The 17,019-nt window shown below is 69.8% G+C and carries 15 protein-coding genes and 1 pseudogene; 4 read left to right on the plus strand and 12 right to left on the minus strand.

Annotated features, from left to right (window positions below; all coding sequences use genetic code 11):
- Positions 1-3: 3 nt before the first annotated feature.
- The 8 genes from ACIG87_RS30305 to ACIG87_RS30340 form a co-directional block, all read right to left on the minus strand.
- Positions 4-996 carry a MerR family transcriptional regulator gene (locus tag ACIG87_RS30305; RefSeq protein WP_396855041.1) on the minus strand — a complete coding sequence of 331 codons (993 nt, stop codon included), beginning with the start codon at positions 994-996 and terminating at the stop codon, positions 4-6.
- Between the two features lie 127 nt (positions 997-1,123).
- Positions 1,124-1,864 (minus strand): class I SAM-dependent methyltransferase, encoded by a 741-nt coding sequence (locus ACIG87_RS30310; protein ID WP_396855042.1) that lies wholly within the window; start codon positions 1,862-1,864, stop codon positions 1,124-1,126.
- 53 nt (positions 1,865-1,917) lie between these two features.
- Positions 1,918-2,976, minus strand: a complete 1,059-nt coding sequence (locus tag ACIG87_RS30315) for a hypothetical protein (protein WP_396855043.1) — start codon at positions 2,974-2,976, stop codon at positions 1,918-1,920.
- 125 nt (positions 2,977-3,101) lie between these two features.
- Complete coding sequence (locus tag ACIG87_RS30320) at positions 3,102-3,344, minus strand: hypothetical protein (protein ID WP_396855044.1); 243 nt, start codon at positions 3,342-3,344, stop codon at positions 3,102-3,104.
- Positions 3,345-3,420: 76 nt separating this feature from the next.
- A complete protein-coding gene (locus ACIG87_RS30325) occupies positions 3,421-4,488 on the minus strand; it encodes an NAD(P)H-dependent flavin oxidoreductase (RefSeq protein WP_396855045.1) in 1,068 nt (355 codons plus the stop codon).
- Entirely contained in the window at positions 4,472-5,332 is an 861-nt protein-coding gene (locus ACIG87_RS30330) for an aminoacyl--tRNA ligase-related protein (protein WP_396855046.1), read from the minus strand. Before ACIG87_RS30330 ends, ACIG87_RS30325 begins: the two co-directional genes overlap by 17 nt.
- A gap of 44 nt (positions 5,333-5,376) precedes the next feature.
- Positions 5,377-6,258, minus strand: coding sequence for a diiron oxygenase (locus tag ACIG87_RS30335; RefSeq protein ID WP_396855047.1), 882 nt, complete (start codon positions 6,256-6,258; stop codon positions 5,377-5,379).
- Complete coding sequence (locus tag ACIG87_RS30340) at positions 6,255-7,664, minus strand: condensation domain-containing protein (protein WP_396855048.1); 1,410 nt, start codon at positions 7,662-7,664, stop codon at positions 6,255-6,257. Before ACIG87_RS30340 ends, ACIG87_RS30335 begins: the two co-directional genes overlap by 4 nt.
- Positions 7,665-8,284: 620 nt before the next feature.
- Here ACIG87_RS30340 and ACIG87_RS30345 point away from each other — a divergent pair.
- Both ACIG87_RS30345 and ACIG87_RS30350 read left to right on the plus strand, forming a co-directional pair.
- Positions 8,285-10,210 (plus strand): ABC transporter ATP-binding protein, encoded by a 1,926-nt coding sequence (locus tag ACIG87_RS30345; protein WP_396855049.1) that lies wholly within the window; start codon positions 8,285-8,287, stop codon positions 10,208-10,210.
- Positions 10,207-11,994, plus strand: a complete 1,788-nt coding sequence (locus tag ACIG87_RS30350; RefSeq protein ID WP_396855050.1) for an ABC transporter ATP-binding protein — start codon at positions 10,207-10,209, stop codon at positions 11,992-11,994. The genes ACIG87_RS30345 and ACIG87_RS30350 overlap by 4 nt, the downstream gene beginning before the upstream one ends.
- 172 nt (positions 11,995-12,166) lie before the next feature.
- On the opposite strand, the pseudogene ACIG87_RS30355 reads toward ACIG87_RS30350, so the two are convergent.
- Positions 12,167-12,721: pseudogene (locus ACIG87_RS30355) on the minus strand (transposase); the annotation flags it as partial.
- On the opposite strand from ACIG87_RS30355, the gene ACIG87_RS30360 reads away from it, so the two are divergent.
- Positions 12,615-13,496 (plus strand): hypothetical protein, encoded by an 882-nt coding sequence (locus ACIG87_RS30360; RefSeq protein WP_396855056.1) that lies wholly within the window; start codon positions 12,615-12,617, stop codon positions 13,494-13,496. The pseudogene ACIG87_RS30355 and the gene ACIG87_RS30360 sit on opposite strands and share 107 nt — an antisense overlap.
- Before the next feature lie 174 nt (positions 13,497-13,670).
- Positions 13,671-14,696, plus strand: coding sequence for a hypothetical protein (locus ACIG87_RS30365; protein WP_396855051.1), 1,026 nt, complete (start codon positions 13,671-13,673; stop codon positions 14,694-14,696).
- 118 nt (positions 14,697-14,814) lie between these two features.
- Here ACIG87_RS30365 and ACIG87_RS30370 read toward each other — a convergent pair whose 3' ends face one another.
- From ACIG87_RS30370 to ACIG87_RS30380, 3 genes are read right to left on the minus strand one after another with little or no spacing between them, the layout of a single operon-like run.
- Positions 14,815-15,279 (minus strand): hypothetical protein, encoded by a 465-nt coding sequence (locus ACIG87_RS30370; RefSeq protein ID WP_396855052.1) that lies wholly within the window; start codon positions 15,277-15,279, stop codon positions 14,815-14,817.
- Positions 15,254-15,880: an RNA polymerase sigma factor gene (locus tag ACIG87_RS30375; RefSeq protein WP_396855053.1), complete on the minus strand. Its 627-nt coding sequence runs from the start codon at positions 15,878-15,880 to the stop codon at positions 15,254-15,256. The genes ACIG87_RS30370 and ACIG87_RS30375 overlap by 26 nt, the downstream gene beginning before the upstream one ends.
- 43 nt (positions 15,881-15,923) lie before the next feature.
- Complete coding sequence (locus ACIG87_RS30380) at positions 15,924-16,928, minus strand: S8 family peptidase (RefSeq protein WP_396855054.1); 1,005 nt, start codon at positions 16,926-16,928, stop codon at positions 15,924-15,926.
- Positions 16,929-17,019: the final 91 nt, after the last annotated feature.

Genomic DNA, 17,019 nt, shown 5'->3' on the forward strand with positions numbered 1-17,019 from the left:
AGCTCAGGGAGCCGGTACGGCGGACGCGCGCAGTGCCGCGGCCAGCCACTCGTACGGGAACCGCTCGGGCGGCACGTCGTTCACGACGGCGACCAGCTCCATGTACCGGTCGAACGGCCCCTCCGGCTCCGACGGCGTGCGATCCCACTCCGCGCCCGCCAACATGCGGTCTGCCGCCTGAATCCGGAACTCCGGCGTGTCCGGTATCCCGGGGCTGTCCGGCGTCGCGAAGATACCGGTCAGCCATCCGATCCACCGGTCGGCGATCTCCCGCCCCCCGGCCGACTCCGGCGACACCCCCTCCCGCGCCGCGTCCATCACCGGCTGGCCGATCGCCGCGCCCTCGTCCAGCGCGTCCAGCATCGGCGACGAGGTCATCAACGGCCCCGCCCCCGTGGTGCACACCTCGAACAACTCACGACGCACGGCCTGCCGAACCTCGGCGTCCCGCACCAGTTCGGCCAACTCGATCCACGCCTCCAGTTGGGCCGCGGTCGGATGCTCCGGCAACTCGGGCCGGGCCGCCCGCCACCACTCCACCATCCGCTCCGGCGGCTCCCAACCGGCGGAGACCTCAGCCCAGAACTCGTCGATCAACCGGTCCCGCTCCTCATCCGACATACCGGCCAGCTTGTGCATCAACGTGACCTGCTCCGCCGTGGAATCCTGCCGCAGGATGACCGACAACACCGCCCGACGACTACGCAACCGCGCCTCCTGCCGTGCCAGCAGGGCCAGGTGCGTGGCGGCCAACTCGCGCAACGTCGCCTCGCCGGCCAGCACCCGCCGGATCTCGTCCAGACCGGCATCGAGTTCCCGCAGCGTCCGGACCAACTCGAGCCGGGCGATGGCCGACACGTCGTACAGACGGTGACCGGCCGGGGTGCTCGCGGCCGGCGCGACGACACCGGCATCCGCGTAGTACCGGACGGCGCTCACGCTCAGTCCGGTCCGCCGCGCCACGTCCCCGATGGCATACCACTCGTTCATGTCCACGACGCCCACTGTGCGATCTCAAGCCGCTTGAGATACAAGCCCCACGTCAGGTCACGGTCAAGTACTGCCCCGCGTGCCCCGACTGCTTCGACTCACTCGAACACACCCGCCGGTTCAGCGCCGAGCGTCAGGCCAGGACGAGGAGGTCCATCCAGCTGGTGGCAGGTTCGGTCGGGTCGGCCTCGGCGGCGGCGCGGAGGCGGGCGAGGCCTTGGGCGTAGGCGGCGTCGGGGAGGGCGCGGAGCTTGGAGTCCGCAGCACGGCGGAGCCCGTCGGCGTAGACGGTCAGGGTGGGTGCGCTGCGCTGCGGCAGCGGGCGGAGCGAGACCTGGGCGAAGCCTGCCGTTGCAAAGGCCGCGCAGACCCGGTCGACGGTGGGGTAGGCGTCGACCAGACCCGCCGCCTCGGGGAAGAACCGCACCCGCAGGTCCCGGTCACAGCGGCCCGGGAAGGAGTTGCGGATGAGCACCGGAGCGCCCGGCTTGAGCGCCCGGCGCAGTTCGCGGGCCGCTGCCTCCAGATCGCCCAGATGGTGGATCACGGAGCCGAGCCAGGCCGCGTCCGCGCAGCCGTCCGGGACCGGCAGCGCCTCGGCCGTCCCGTCGAGCGCCCGGATCGCCTCGGACGCCGGGATCAGCGCCCGCATCTCCGCGGCTGGCTCGACGGCCAGCACCCGTACTCCGAACCAGGCGTGGAACGCGCTCGCGAACGCCCCGGTCCCGGCACCCACGTCGAGCACCGTCATGCCCGATGCGAGACCGGCCGCTTCGGACACCGCCGCACGCCATGCGTCGAGGCCGTCCCGGGGAATCTCACGAGCCGCCTGGTAGTCCGCGGCTGCCTGGCTGTCGTAACGTGTTCCAGCCATGCTTGTCTGCTCCCTGTGCTCCACGTCCGGAGCGCTCTGCCCGAAACTGTCGTTCAATCGCCGGCGAGTCTCTCGGTGATGTCCCCGAGATCCGCGTCCGCCTCGCCGAAGACAGCGTAGAAGAGCCAGCCGCGAGGAGGAACCAGTGTGCTGGCCGCCAGCGGAAGGATGCCGTCGCGGCCGTTGGTCGCGAGCCGCCCCGCTTCGTCCAGCAGTTGGATCAGTCGCCCGAAGCAGTCGTCGCCGCCGATTTTCACGAACGCCAGGCGCAACCGTACGCCCAACTGCTGGGCGATCATCCCGGGTGAGAGTCGGGCGTTGACCTCAAGCACCGGGATCAGCTCCCCTGCCGCTGTCGTCATCGAGTCGACGGACAGCGGCCCGCGGTAGCCCTCCGCCGCGGCGGCCCGTGCCACCCCCTCCACGCAGGCCCGGTAGTCCGCGCGGTCGAGCCGCTGCATCAACTGCGGCGTCGGCGACGACGAACCCCGGTAGGAGTGACCGACGTTGAGGATCTGGCGAACGCCGTGCCACACCGACTCTCCTTCCTGATCGATCGTCAGATGCGCGGCGAAGTCGTCGGACCGCTCATACCGCGGCTGGACCACCAGTTCGATCAGGTCCTCCGGTCGCCGGCTCAGGCTGCGTTCGACCATCGCGAGCCTGGCCGGTGAGTCGAGGATGATGTTCCCCTGCCCGGACACGCCGTAGGGGTCCTTCACCACGCACGGCAGGACCGCCGCCTCGCGCAGTTCCGCCAGTGAGGTGACCACCCGTCCGGAGCCGGGTAGCCCGAGCCGCGTCGACCAGGTCTTGGAGTTGACCAGCCGGACGGCGTCCAGATCGGGCAGAGCCGCGTCCAGTCCCAGGTTCTTGACCGCGGCGGCCGTCCCCGGCAGCACCGCATACGGTTCGGGCCTCGCGCCGCTGAGCCCTGGCAGGCCGACCGCCGCCAGGCGGTCCTCGACCGGGAGCGCGGGATCGCCGGGAACCACCAGGTGCCGCGCGCCGAAACCCGCGGCACGCATCACCTCGCCGAAGGCCGCAGGCGGCCGATAATGGGTGAGCAGCACGTCGTCGGGGCGACAGAGCACGGCCTGCAACTCGTCCATCCCGCGCAGCAGCCGCTCGGCGTGCGGATCGCGGAGGGCGGGCAGCCGCGCCAACCCGGCCGGCCGCCAACGGTGTTCCGCGTCGCAACTGCCGAATCTGACGACCGGGGCCGCCGGGGCCACGGTCACGACGTGGTTCCGGCTGCGGGGCGCAGAAAGCGGTGCTCGATGCGTTCCAAGGTACGGAAGTCGTCGACGCTGACCTCCTGCAGGTCGATGGGCCTACCGGAAAGGTCTTCCAGCAGGTAGACGAACTCCAGGAAGTCCAGGGAGTCGATGAGCCGGGCCTCGATCAGGTCCTCCGTCGGGCTGGGCTCGCGGTCGAGGTCGGGGTTCTTGGTCTGAATCCATTCGGCGATCCGCTTCACGATTGCTCCAGGGTTGTGGTCGAACGGTGGATGACGCTCGCGAGCCGCTCCAGCGCCGCGTGCAGTGGCGATCCGGTCATCGCAGCCCCCCGAACGGGACCGGGACGGCCGCTGCCGTCCCGTCCTCGTGCAGGGCGGCGAGGGCCGCGGCGAACTCCGCGCGGAAGTCGGCGACATAGGCTGCGGCCGGCCGCACCGTCCGGAGCACGGCGCACCCCAGTCCCGCGTACTGGGCCATCTGCTCGACCTGACCCTCGGCCTCCTCGGTGGGTGCGGCGGCGGAGCCTCGCGGGACCGGTCGACGCCCGCCCATCACGCTGGTCCAGGCGATCAGCGTCGCGGGCAGCGGCTGCGGCGCGTCGGTGACCGGGCCGCGCAGCACCCGGTGCGGACGCCCCGGCCAGCCGATCGAGAAGCGGTCGGTGACGACGGTGTCCCCGGTGCCGGCCTGCAGGAGTGCCGCCTTGTAGGAGGGGTGCGCGGCGGACTCGGCCGTGGCCACGAACGCCGTGCCGCACAGCGCGCCGGACGCACCGGCCCGCAGCGCGTCGAGCAGGTCAGCGCCGGTGGCCACCGCCCCGGCGACGAACACCGGAGGTTCCTGGTCGTATCGGGCGAGCAGTTCGCGTACGCCCGACTCCCCCAGGTGGTGGCCGCCGGCCTCGATGCCCTGGAGCACCACGCCGTGGGCGCCCAGTCCTGCCGCGACCGACGCGTCGGCGACGGTGCCCACCTGGATCAGCAGGCGGTGTCCGGCGGCCAGCACCCGTGCCGCCTCCGCCTCGGGGAGCAGACCGTAGCTGTTCAGGACCAGTGGCCGGTCCGCGGTGGCGAGCAGTGCGCCTATCTGTCCGGTGAGCAGTCGTCGGGCGACCTCGGGGATCACGTTCACCGCGAAGGTGCGCCGGGTGCGGGCGGCGGTGTCGACCACGAGCGCGGCGCTCTGGTCCGGGCTGCTCTTGTACAGGGCGACGGTGCCGAGCGCGCCGCTGTCGCTGACCGCTGCCGCGAGCGCCGGTCCGGCAACGCCGCCCATGCCTGCCTGAATGAGGGGGAAGTCGACACCGAGGGCGCGCGCACCCCGCTCCGCCGCCGCAGCCGCCCTTGCGGCCGGAGCATCCGGAAGGTCAGCAGCCACGAACATCACGGACCTGCCGCAGCGCCTCCTCGGGCGTGCCGTGCGCCAGCACCATCGCGTGCACCCAGCGTTCGACGCCGAAAGCCGTGCAACTGCTGTGTGCGACAGCGCCCTCACCGGTGATGCCGAGCCGCTCGCCGAAGAAGTTGCGGTGCCGGTTGACCGACGCGACAGCGGTGCCGTCGGTGGCGACGAATTCGTGTTTGACGGGGTCGAGGGCCATCAGTTTGGCCCGCGAGCCGCTCTTGTCGAAGAACGGGTCGTTGGCGGGCTGGTAGGACAGCTCGATGCCGAGTCGTCCGGCCAGAGTCTCAATGAACTCCTTCGAGCGGGCCAGGTGTTCGCGGGCTCCCTCCGCGGTGCCGAAGTAGACGACCTCGCGCATGTGGAAGCCCCAGAGGCGGCGCAACCCGTCGTAGTGCTCCTCGTTGCGGAAGCAACGGCCGATCGCGGTCAGCCTCAGTCCCGGGCCGACATCCTGGCCGGCCAGCGAGAGCAGCAGGCCGTAGCACGTGGCCGAAGGGAGCAAATAGCCGGTGGGTCGGACCGGCTGCTTCGCCACCGGGGCCCCGGATGCCAGTGCCTCGACCGCATCGTCCGGAAATCGGGCGGCGGTCACGCCGAGGTGCGGGAAGTTGCGGAAGTAGTCGAGTCGGGCCAGACCTTCGGCAGGCAGAAGGGGCGGTCCGACCACTGCGGGGGCGCCGACTTCGGCGGCCAGGTCGGTGAACAGGTCGTCGAGTGCGAGCAGGAGTGCGGCTCGCTGCGGTTCGAGGACGACCAGGCCGGGGCCGGGATTCAGCAGGGTGAGATCTCCGGCCGGGGCGGCGGGTGGTGTGCGCAGTGCCATGGGTGACCTGATCCTGTGGAGGTGGGCGGGACGGTGGAGTTGCCTCAGGCGGCCTGGTCGAACAGGCCGATCCTGCGGTAGAACGCATCGGTGCGCGCCGTGATCGCGTCGTGGGCGGCGTTCCGGGATGGGTCGGCGAGAACGCGGCTGCGGAAGGCGAACGGGTCGGGGATTCCCGCGTCGCGGTAGGCGTCCACGCTGTAGAGCTGCTGTAGCGAACTTGCGATGTACTTCTCCACGTACTGGCGGGCGATGGCGATCTCCTGCTTGTCGCCGTCCGCACGCAGCCGCACCCACAGGGCGCGCACCAACTGGGCACCGAAGGCGATGTGCCGGGACTCGTCCTGGTGGTGTACGCGGTTGATGGCGCGGATGGTCTCCGGGAGGGCGACGTCGGCGGCCATCCTGCTGTTGAAGTGGTCGACGATCTGCTCGAAGATCAGGATCCGGCTGAACACGATGAAGTTGTCCAGCAGGGCAGAGTGCTGTTCCTTGGGGAAAGCCATGGCCCGGTTGGCGAACAGCTTTCCGCCGTAGCGCAGGCAGAACTCGGCGAAGAACCACATGTGCTCGTTCTCCTCGCCCAGAAAGTGGTGGAAGAACGGGGTGGGGATCTCGTAGCCGGGCGCGTGGATCCGTTGCACCACCTCCTGCATCAGCTCGCGGATCCCATGCACGTTGAGGCTGTAGAAGTTGATGCTCTCCCACTTCGACAGGGCGAGATACTGCTCGCGATCCAACTCTGCCGCGGCTGCGGTGCCGTGCACCGTCACCAGGTCCTCGCTCATCCACAGCGCGCCCTCGGGGATGCTGTCGGGCCAGTCGAAGGTCTGGTAGGGGTTGTAGTATTCGTTCTCGGCCGCCGCGGTGAGCCGAGTGACGGCGGTGACGACTTCGTCGTCCCAGATTGTCGCGGTATTGGTCATGGGGCGGTCTCTCCAAGGTTCTTCTCGATACTGGTTGCTGCCCGGGTCGACCGGAAGTCGGCCAGGTCGAGAGTGCCTGTGGCACTGTCGACCAGGAGAGTCTCGAAGGCGCGCAGCAGGAGGTCGATGTCATTGCGCGGGATCAGCTCGGTGTCGGCCAAGAGATAGAGCAGGCAGGTGTCGGGCGCGTATCCGGTGTGCAGGAAGAATGTGGCGTCCTGGCGCTCCCATGAACCCACGAAGGTGACCCGGGTCCGGCTGAGGAGTGCACGCAGCCCGTCCGGGCCCACATCGGTCTCCGGCAGGTTCTCCCAACGGTCGTGCATACGTTTGTCGTTGAAGAAGCAGCCGAGGTTGAGTGCGCCGTTGCTGCGCTTGCGCGCCTCGTCAAGAATCTCGTCCACGGCCGATGGGTCGTACTGGGCATGACGGTAGGCGTTCATTCCGGTCAGGAAGGTCCGACGCACCGTCTGTTCGAAGGTGTCGTCGCCGACATCCAATGCGAACAGCGCGTTCTCCACCATGGGGGCCACGAGCCGACGGGTGCGCTCGTCATGCCGGTTGACGGCGATGAGCTGCAGCGCCACGGTGTCGTGCCCGGTGTAGGCGCCGAGCACGGCCGCCGTGGCAGCCAGCAGCACGGTGCCGGTGCTGACCTGGCAGCGTTCGGCGAGCACGGTCGCGGCGACCGCAGCGGCCGGGGAGTCCATCCCCATCCGGACGAAGCGCTCGGGCCTGGCCTCGCCGTCCACCGTACGAAACAGCGTCGGCGGCACGGTGTGAAGCGTCCGACGCCAGTACTCCACCGCCGCCGCACCACGGGCGGCACCAGGACCCTCCGTCTCGAAGCGTGCCTGGTCGATCGGCCGCCACTCCGGTTCCGGCGACCCGGTTCCGGCGAGCAGCTGCTGCAGGTCGCGCTCGAGTTCCCGCACGCCCCAGAAGTCGACCGCCAGGTGCGAGAACACCAGCACGGCGGAGGCTGGACATCCGTCCTCCAGGACGAGCGCGCACCGGAAGGGCCACTCCTCGGCGTGACGAAAGGTGACGCTCACCAGCTCTCGTGCCAGTTCGGCAGCGACGTCGTCGGCCGCACCGGAGGCCGCCTCCACCACTGCGAGGGACAGTGCACCCTCGGCCCAGACCTCCTGGACGGGTCCTTCGGCCCTCTCGTGGAAGCGGGTACGCAGCACTTCGTGGCGCGAGACGAATGTGCTGAGCACCGCCTCGACCTGTGCCGTGGTGACACCGGGCGGGACCTTCGCGATACGGCGGATGTTGAAGTAGTGCGCATCGTCGTCGAGCCAGCGAATGGCCTTCCAGATGGCGCGCTGACCCCACGTCATGGGGGCGGTTTCGGATCGGTTTCCTTGAAACGTCAACGAACGGGCACCGAGGTGCTGCATTGCCGGATTCCTCAGGTCAGGCGTCACCCCGGGGCGACGCGGGAGAAGGTTCCACAAGACGACGGACGAGTGATGGTGGGGCGACGGCTGAGCGGTCGGCGACGCACGGACATGGCGGAGAATCTGGCATACCGGTGAGGAGACTGACGAAAGGAGCGTCGGGACGGGTGCCTCAGCACTGAGACCCGGCTCGGAACGGCCTTGCGCTCGTGCACGAACTGTCGCCGGGGCAGGGCAGAACCGTCAGCCGACAAGCCCGGAATCGCTGCGCGTCACCCTCGAGAGCGCGAAGGGTGCGAAGCGGACCGGACTGGACACGCAGGTCCGACCGAACACGGGGTGCAACGGTAACCACATCGACGGAGGTATGTCTAGACCGACTCGTCCGGCGGATCAGAAGGTCAATCCCTTGTACAGCATCCGTAGATGACGATCAGTGAAATTCTTGACGTACCACCAGGTCTGGGTCAGACTCTGGACCGCGAGCCTCCCGGTGACAGCGGCGTTCCCGGGCGAGAAGGAGCCCACTGTTTCCTTCCTCCGATCGCAATCAAATCCCGGCAAGTTGCCCATTCATCCACGCCGTTTGCTCGCTCTTCACGCCCTGACGGAGTTCCGTGATGCCTGCCACGACGCCCGCCCCGGGCGCCGGACCGCTCCGACGACGCGCCGTTCGATGGCTCGCCACTGTCCGGCTGCTGCGCCACGCCCACCCGGGATTGATCGCCGGCGTGGTTGCGCTCCACCTCGCAGTCGGCCTGCTCCCGATCGCCTTCATCCTCGCGACAAGTAGCCTGATATCGAAAATCCCTGATGCTATGTCACATTTCGACGGCCGTGGCGGCATGGGTCGGATCGGGCTCGCGCTGATGCTGGCCGTCGCGGCTTTCGTGCTGCAACAGCTTCTTGTCCCGTTCCAGTCGGTGCTGGCCGAACTGGTGGTGCGTCAGGTCGATGGCGCCTGCATCGTCCGACTGATGGCCTGTGCGTTGCGTGATCTTCCGGTCGCGGACCTGGAGCGGCAGGACGTGCTCGATGTGCTCTCGGACGCCCGCAACGGCTTCGAACGCGTGGTCCCCACTCCGGGCGATGCCGCCGCCGGAGCTCTGGCCCTGATCGCCCGCTACACCCAACTTGTCGGGGCTGCGGTCATGGTTTCCCTGGTCTTGGGACCGGGCACCGGTGTGCTCGTGGCCGTGACGGCCATCGTGATCAGGTTCGGGCAGCGCGGATCGCTGAACCGCTTCGGCGCGGTACGGGCGACCCTGGCCGGTCCGAGACGGCGACTGTCCTACCTGCGGCGGACGGCGACCGGAGCTGGGCTGGCCAAAGAGGCACGGGTGCTCGGCCTGGTCCCCTGGCTCCGGCAACGCCACGGCAAGGAGGCGCGCGGCTACCTGGAACCGCTGTGGGCGACCCGGCGCAGGCTGCTGTTCTGGCCCTTCGTCGGGCTGGCCGTGTTCGGCCTGCTCGGCGGGGGCGCGGCGCTGTCGGCCCTGGCCGAGGACGGCACTGACGGCTCGCTGACGCTGCTCCAACTGTCGGTTGCTCTTCAGGCCGTGCTGATTCCCATGCGCTTCGGCGTGCACTTCCCGGAGAGCGACATCCAGACGCTCTACGGGTTGGCCGCCCACGACGCGCTGACCCGCCTGGAACAGGTCGCTGCGGACGGCGGCGGCCACGATCGGCAGCACGACCATGGTCACGTCTTCGATCCGGCCGAGGCGATACGCTTCGAAGGCGTCGGGTTTCGCTACCACGACGGCGCCCCCGCCGTGCTCGACGGGATCAACCTCGAACTCGTACCCGGGACTTCGACGGCGATCGTCGGCCTCAACGGCGCGGGAAAGACGACGCTGGTAAAGCTCCTGATCAAACTGCACGAGCCCACCAGCGGCCGGATCACCGCGGGCGGCGCCGATCTCGCCCGTACCTCGTCGTCGGCCTGGCACCGGCGCATCGCCGTGATCTTCCAGGACTTCACCCGCTTCCACCTCACCGCCGCCGAGAACATCGGGCTGGGCCGGCCGGATCTGTTCGACGACCGCAGCGCGCTCCGCGCCGCGGCCCGGCGCGCAGGCGCACTGGAGATCATCGACGGCCTCCCGCACGGCTTGGACACGGTCCTCAGCGCCGAGTACGAAGGTGGCACCGACCTGTCCGGCGGCCAGTGGCAGCGGATCGCCCTGGCCAGAGCCTTGCTGGCGCTGGAGTGCGGGGCCTCCCTCCTGGTGCTCGACGAACCCACCGCCCAACTCGACGTCCGTGCGGAAGCCGCGTTCTTCGAACGTTTTCTGGACATGACCAAGGGCGTGACCAGCGTCATCGTCTCGCACCGCTTCTCCAGCGTGCGTCGTGCCGACCGCATCGTCGTACTCGCCGACGGCAGGGTGGCCGAATCCGGCACGCACGAGCAGTTGATGGAACTCGACGGAAGCTACGCCGAGCTCTTCAGGATTCAGGCGGAACGCTTCACCGCGGACGAAGCCGCCGGCCCGTCGACGACCGAACGACTCCTGCCGAGGATCGATGGAGCGACCCGATGACCACCATCCTTGCGGTCCGCCAACTTCTCCGGCTCGCTTTCCGCTGCGATCCGGGGCGCCTCGCGCGTGCCGCAGCGATGCTGGCCGCCGGATTCCTGTCCACCCCGCTGATCGCGTTGTGCCTCAAGTCGCTCACCACCGCAGCGGTCAATCACGACTCGGGCACCGCCGCGCGGCTGGCGCTGGTAACGGCAGCGCTGCTGGTCTTCGAACTCATGATGAACCACTTCGCTCACCTCTCCTACTTCGAACTGGGCGACCTCAGCGAGGTCGAACTCCAGAACGACCTGATCACGCTCGCCCACGGCGTCGGCAGCCTCGAACAACTGGACACCCCCGCCTACGCCGACACCCTCGCGTTGGTTCGCGAGGAACTTCCCCGCACCCGCGCCTCCCTGGAGGCCGTTCTGCAGATCGGCGGCCTGATCCTGCAGATGGGCCTGACCGCGGTCCTGCTCGGCTCGCTCAACACGTGGCTGCTGCTGCTTCCCCTCGCCGGAGCGATCCCTGTCCTGGCAGGCAACCGGGCTCAGCGTCTGGTGGATCGGGCGAAGGAGGGCACCGCCCCGCTGACGCGCCTCGGCCGGCACCTGCTGGAGACCTCCACCACGCTCGCATCGGTCAAGGAGGTCCGCCTGTCGGGTGCTGAGGCCGTACTTATCGAACGCCACCAGCGCGACTGGGCCACCACGACGACCGCGCTGCGCCGGGCCCAGACTTCCGCTGCCCTGCTGCGCGCAGCAGGGCAGCTCACCTTCGCCGCGGCCTACGGCGGTGCGATCTATCTGGTGGTCCGGCAGGCGCTGCAGGGCGGCTCGGGGCTGGGCGACGTGATTCTGGTGATCACTCTGGCTGCGCAGATCTCCTTCCAGGTGTCCAATGGACTCGGCCTGCTGACGATTCTCCAGGCGGCCGGTGGCACGATGGAGCGGATCCGGACACTGCGCGCTGCCGCCGCCGCGTCCGCCGCTCGTACCGGGCCTGGCTCGGCGCAACCACCCGCCGTCCTGACTCGCGGCATCCGGCTCGACCACGTGAGCTTCACATACCCGAACACCGACCGGAAGATCCTCGACGACGTCACCCTCGACATCCCGGCAGGCACCGCGCTCGCCGTGGTCGGCGAGAACGGGGCGGGCAAGAGCACCCTGGTCAAACTGCTGTGCGGGTTGTACCGGCCGACCTCGGGAAGAATCCTGGTGGACGGCCTCGACCTCGCCTCCGCCGCCCCTGCCGACTGGCAGCGCCGGGTGTCCACCCTGTTCCAGGACTTCGCCCGGCTGGAACTGCGACTGCGGGACAACACCGGCATCGGCGACCTCGACCGGATCGACGACGACCAGGCCCTGCAGCAGGCACTCGACGCGGCCGAGGCGGGCCCTGTCCAGGCGCTGGTCCCCGACGGCCTGGACGGCCTGCTCGGCCGCGGGTACGGCGACGGCACCGAACTCTCCGGCGGCCAGTGGCAGAAACTCGGGCTGGCCCGCACGCTGCTGCGCCGCAGCCCGCTTCTGGTCGCCCTGGACGAACCCGCCTCCGCCCTGGACGCGACCGCCGAGCAGGCGCTCTTCGAGCGCTTCGCCGACCTCGTCACCGAGACCCGCGCGGCCACGGGTGCGATCACCGTCCTGGTTTCGCACCGCTTCTCCACGGTGCGTATGGCCGACCTGATCGTGGTTCTGGAACACGGCAGCGTCTCGGAGGTCGGCACCCACGCGGACCTCGCCGCGAGTGGCGGCCTCTACGCGGAGCTGTACGACCTTCAGGCCCGCGCCTACGCCTAGAAGGGCTTGGCTGGTACTCCAACGTCACCTGGCCTGTCTGCGCCGGTAGTGGGATCGGCGGGCTCGGGCTTGGGATGTTCACCGCCAGAACGACCAGTGCTCCGGTGGTAGCGCTGACGTGCACGCGTCGGCCGCAGCTGACGGCCAGAACGTAGCCGATCTCGCGGTGTTCCAGGTCGGCGCGGAGACCGGGGTCGGCACCATAGACCTCGTCGCCGGTCACCCACCTGAACGGGACGGCGACGTCGAGCGCGGCGGTGATCATCTGCCGGTCGAGGCTGGGCTTCGTCGCGAACCGGACCGGGTCGGGGACGCCGGCGGTGGCGAGGCGGTCGGGCTGGGCGCACCAGGTTGCCTCGGGTGGGTAGAGCCGGCGATCGATCATCGCCCGCCCGGCGGGTGACACATAGGCCAGGAACAGCCCGACCTGGCTGCTTTCCACCCAGCCGGCGGTGCCGGTGTACTGCCGCTGCACCCCGACCGAGCACAGAACCTTCCTCAGGAAGCCGGTCTCGACGCAGGCCAGCACCGCGTCGGGGTGGCCGAGCCGTTCGACCAGCCACTCACGAACGTCATCGCGGACGGCGTCGGCGTCCCAACCAGGCGTACGATCGTCCATCGTGGACGTCGACGCCGGGGAGCCGATCGGACCACCGCTCAGCGTCGATGACGCCTGCTTCATGTGGTGGGAACTGAAGGACACCTCGGAAGCCGATCCGACGTTCATCGCGGTGGGCACCCTGGCCGGGGGCGGCTGGTACGTGCGGCACACGCGGTACGGCAGCCGCCGGTTCGCCGGTAAGGAGTCCGCCTGGGCGGCGGTGCGTCGACTGATGGCGCGCTCGCGGTCAGGACGGTGGCAGTCGGTCCCCGCCGGGGCCGACCGGATCACGGCAACGCACCCCGGTCCCCACCACCCGTTGCTGGTCGCCAAGGCCGCCCTCAACGGTTACCGTGCCGCCTACACCGGTCGGCCACCGGTCACCCCGCCGGGCCCCCGCAAGGAGCCGGACTGCTGTTCCGAGTACGGCTTCGCCGCGGGCACCCGGGCCGGGCAGCGCGATCGCCGCAGTGTGCGACCGGGCACCCCCTACGCCGAACTGCCGACGGTGAGTGGCGACTGGCACCGGCCGACACACCCGGCCTTCCACGATCCGTCCCATGTGATCCTCGGCGTTGCCGCCGGCTATCTGGCGGGCCGTTCGGGTCAGCCCCCCGAACTGCTACGGGGCCACGACTGCTGCTTCGCCTTCGGCTACCACGAGGCGGTCCGGTCGGGCGAGGACGACTACTACCGCGCAACGGCCGATGAGGTGCATCGGGGCAACCCCGGCACCAGCGTCGAAGCCGCTGAGCGAGAGCTCAGACTTCAGGCGTTTCGGCGCAGGTCGGCGCGAGACGGCTTAGGGCTAGTACTGCACCGCTCGGCTCGGGGTGCGGTTTCGCCGGGCGGAGCCGCGTCGGCGGGCGCGGCGGGACCTGTGTGGGCTGACCGTCGATGACCCACCCACAGACATCGATGCAGGTCTCTTTTGCCGGTCCTGGCGCCATCTGACGGCAAAGCCCGGTGACGGTATTTCCCGGCGCAGTCACGACTCTTCCACTACGTCATCGCGCCGAAACGGCATGGAAACATGCCGAGTTCGACGCCCCCCCGTCGATGGGAGAAGCCTGTCATGGGCAAGGTAGGGAAACGTGTCCGCCGCTCGACGCTGGCTGTACTCACGGGCGCGGCGCTTGCGGGTCTGCTGGCGGTCACCACAGCCGCCGCGGCACCCGGCGAGGCACAGCAGGAGAAGGCCGCCGCGGCGGCCCGTACCGACGTCTACATGAAGGACGTCACCGCCGACATCGGCGTCCAGCCACACTCGTACAGCCCGCTGTGGGCAAGCCCCGACATCAAGGTCTGCCCGACCGCCGTCGAGTGTGCCGTCAGTCAGAACCCCATCGTCGGCGTCACCAACTACCTCTTCGTGAAGTTGCGCAACGCCGGCCCGTACGGCTCGGGCGTCGACAACGGGGTGCTGCGGATCTACCGGACGACCCCGGGCGGCGGCGCCACCTGGCCGACGCACTGGACCCAGATCGGCGCGGCCAGCGTGACCGTCTATCCGGGTGTCACCACGGTGACGATCCCGTGGACCGGGGTGCCCGGACCGGGCCACTTCTGCCTGTTGGCGCGCTGGGTGTCGCCCACCGACCCGATGACCTTCGAGGGCCCCAGCAACAGCGTCAACACCCTGCACAACAACAACATCGCCTGGCGCAACGTCGACTCGGTCCGGCTCACGCCGGGCGGGCCGCGGGTCGTCCGGCCGTTCGCCATCGGCAACGTGCTCGCCGTGGAGACCAAGAACGACCTGGTCTTCACCCAGCCGGCAGAGCAGGTTCGGGGTGCCAGGGTCTTCGTCGACCTCGGCCCGACCCTGTTCGAGCGCTGGCAGGCCACCGGCAAGGTCGGTACGGGAGTCCGCCAGGTCGGCAAGACCGAGTTGGAGATCGTGGAACCGGCGAAGGCCAGCATCAGCGGGCTGCTGTTGAAGCCCGGTGAGCGCCTCGAGTTCTCACTGGCCTTCTCGGCTGAAACCGCCCTGGCCAAGGAATCCGTGCTCAACGTGACCCAGTTCGGGCCGGACGCCGACGGCACTGAGCGCGCCGACCTCGGTGGGGTGCAGTACCTGATGGACACCGAGCAGAAGTAACGCCGGTCGTCGCCACCTCCGGGTGGGGCGTGGGCCATCCGGCCCATGCCCCACCCTCGTCGGTCCGGCCAGGATCGGACATCGGGTGCGCACCGTCGCCCCGGAAGCGGGCCAGCGGTCAGCGCAGACAGACCCAGGCGGTGGACACCGCGTACCCGACGGTGCGCGCGCACAACTGGACCGGGCCCGGCGGTGGGACGCCCAACGAGAAGAAGCCCACCGCGTCCACCGACGCCTCGTCGTACGTGCCGGAGGCCGTGCGGGCACTCACCCGTCCGCCACCGGACGGGGAGAGCTGCCCGACGATCCCGGCCTCGCTCACCTCGATCTCCACCACCACCGGCCCGTTGCGGAAGGAGAGCGTCCGCGCGGACGCAGCGGACCGGGTCATTCCCACCAACTCGGCGTCAACCGCCGAGTCGAACGTCAGCTCGGCGACGGCAAGATCCGCGTCCACGGCACGCCAGGTGAACGCTGCCAACGCCGCGCTCAGGTACGCCTCCGAGACCGGCCCGGTGTCCCACAACGCCGCGCCCAACTCTGTCGTCAGTGCCTCGTCATCGGCCGGCAGCCACGGCTCCATCCGGTTCACCCCCGTTCGTACCGATGGTGGACGCGCCGAGAAACTCGACGATCGCCGGGCATCCCCGCAGCCTACGCAGGCAACGGGCCTGGGTAGGTCCGATGCTGCCGACCGGAACGCCCAACCGCGCGGCGACCTCCCGATAGCTCATCGGCGGGTCGGCGGTCAGCAGCGCCAACAACGCCTGGCAGCGCGGCGGAAGCTGCACGAAACCCTCGCGCAACGCCTGCCGCCGCTCCGCGCGCAGCAACTCGTCGTCCGGGGCAGGAGCCATCCCGGCCAGCTCACGGGAGAACCCGCGGTAGGTCTCGAGCGAGTCGTCGTACGGGTCGACGGGCTGGTCCCGGCGGCTCAGGCGGGACAACCGGTAGCACTCGCGCCGGGTCGTGGTGGCCAGCCAGCCCGGCAGCGCCTCAGGTTCGCGTACCCGACCCAACTGCTCCACCAGGCGAAGCCAGACGGTCTGGTTGACATCGGCCGCATCGGCCCGACCGAGGTCGTACGCCCGGATGACCGAATAGACGAGCGGGGTGTACCGGCGAACCAACTCGGCCCAGGCCGACTCGTCCCCGTCGGCGGCGGCGGACAACAGGCTGGTCACGCTTGCACCGGTCACCGGGCCACCGCCCGACCGCTGACGCGGCTCATCCGACGAGCACCCCGTAGTCGGGATGCCAGCGGGGAGCGGCGAGCAGGGTCGCGCGCGCCTCGTCCGCGCTGAGGCCCCCGGCGGTCATCAGGGCGGCGAGCCGCCCGGAGACGTACGCGGTGGCGAACGAGGTGCCAGCCCAGGTGGCGAACCCGTGGAACTGCCGTACCGGCCGACCGGGCAACGGTAGCTGCCCCTCGACGTAGGTGCTGTGGCGCTCACCGAGGGCGCAGGCGTCCACCCAGGGCCCGAAGCCGCTGTCGATCGCCGGCACCACACCACCGGCCGTCTGGCTGACCGCCGCGACCGCCAGCACCCGGTCCAGGGCGGCAGGCCAGACCGGACGGCTGGTGCCGGCGTTGCCTGCCGCCGCGACCACGGCGCTCGTCGCCGGCAGCACAGCCAACGCGTTGGCCAGTGGCAGCGAAGGCTGATCGTCCAGGGTGTATCCCCCCAGCGAGAGGTTGAACACGGAGACCTGCGGCGCGAGCCGGCTCAGGGCGGCCACCACCATCGCCTCGTCCCCCACACCGTTCGGGTCCAGGGCCTGCTCCGGGTCGACGCGCACCCCCGGCGCGGCCTGCCGGACCAACCCCGCGACGAAGGTGCCGTGCCCGCCCTGCGGGGCGAGCACGTCGGTGTGGACGTAGAGCGGATCCTCGTCGTCGAGCTGCGGGAGATATGCGCCGCCGAGCCACTGTGGGTGATAGTCGCCAGCCTGCCGCCAGATCCCGGTGTCGCAGATTCCGACGGTGACACCTGCGCCCTCGCCGGACCGGGCCGGGTCGGGGGGCGGCAACGCCGCGGCCGAGCGGGGTGGCCCACCCGGGTTTCCCATGATGTTGCCCAGGCCGATCAGCACATGGTGCGGTTGCACCGCCGGCACCGATTGGCCGGGCCATTGTCGGGGGTCGCGCAGTTTCCCCACGACGCCGGGAATGTCGGTCTCCCGATCGAACAACAGCCGGGTGACACCGGCGAAGCCGGCTCCGACGGTCATTGAGCCTTTCCGCGTAACGGCGTGAGTGCGGTGGGTGGTCGCCGTGGTGGTCGGTGCGGACACGCCCGAACCCGTTGCGGTGCAAGGAAAA

The organism is Micromonospora sp. NPDC051925 (assembly GCF_044548625.1).
Taxonomy (GTDB): Bacteria; Actinomycetota; Actinomycetes; order Mycobacteriales; family Micromonosporaceae; genus Micromonospora.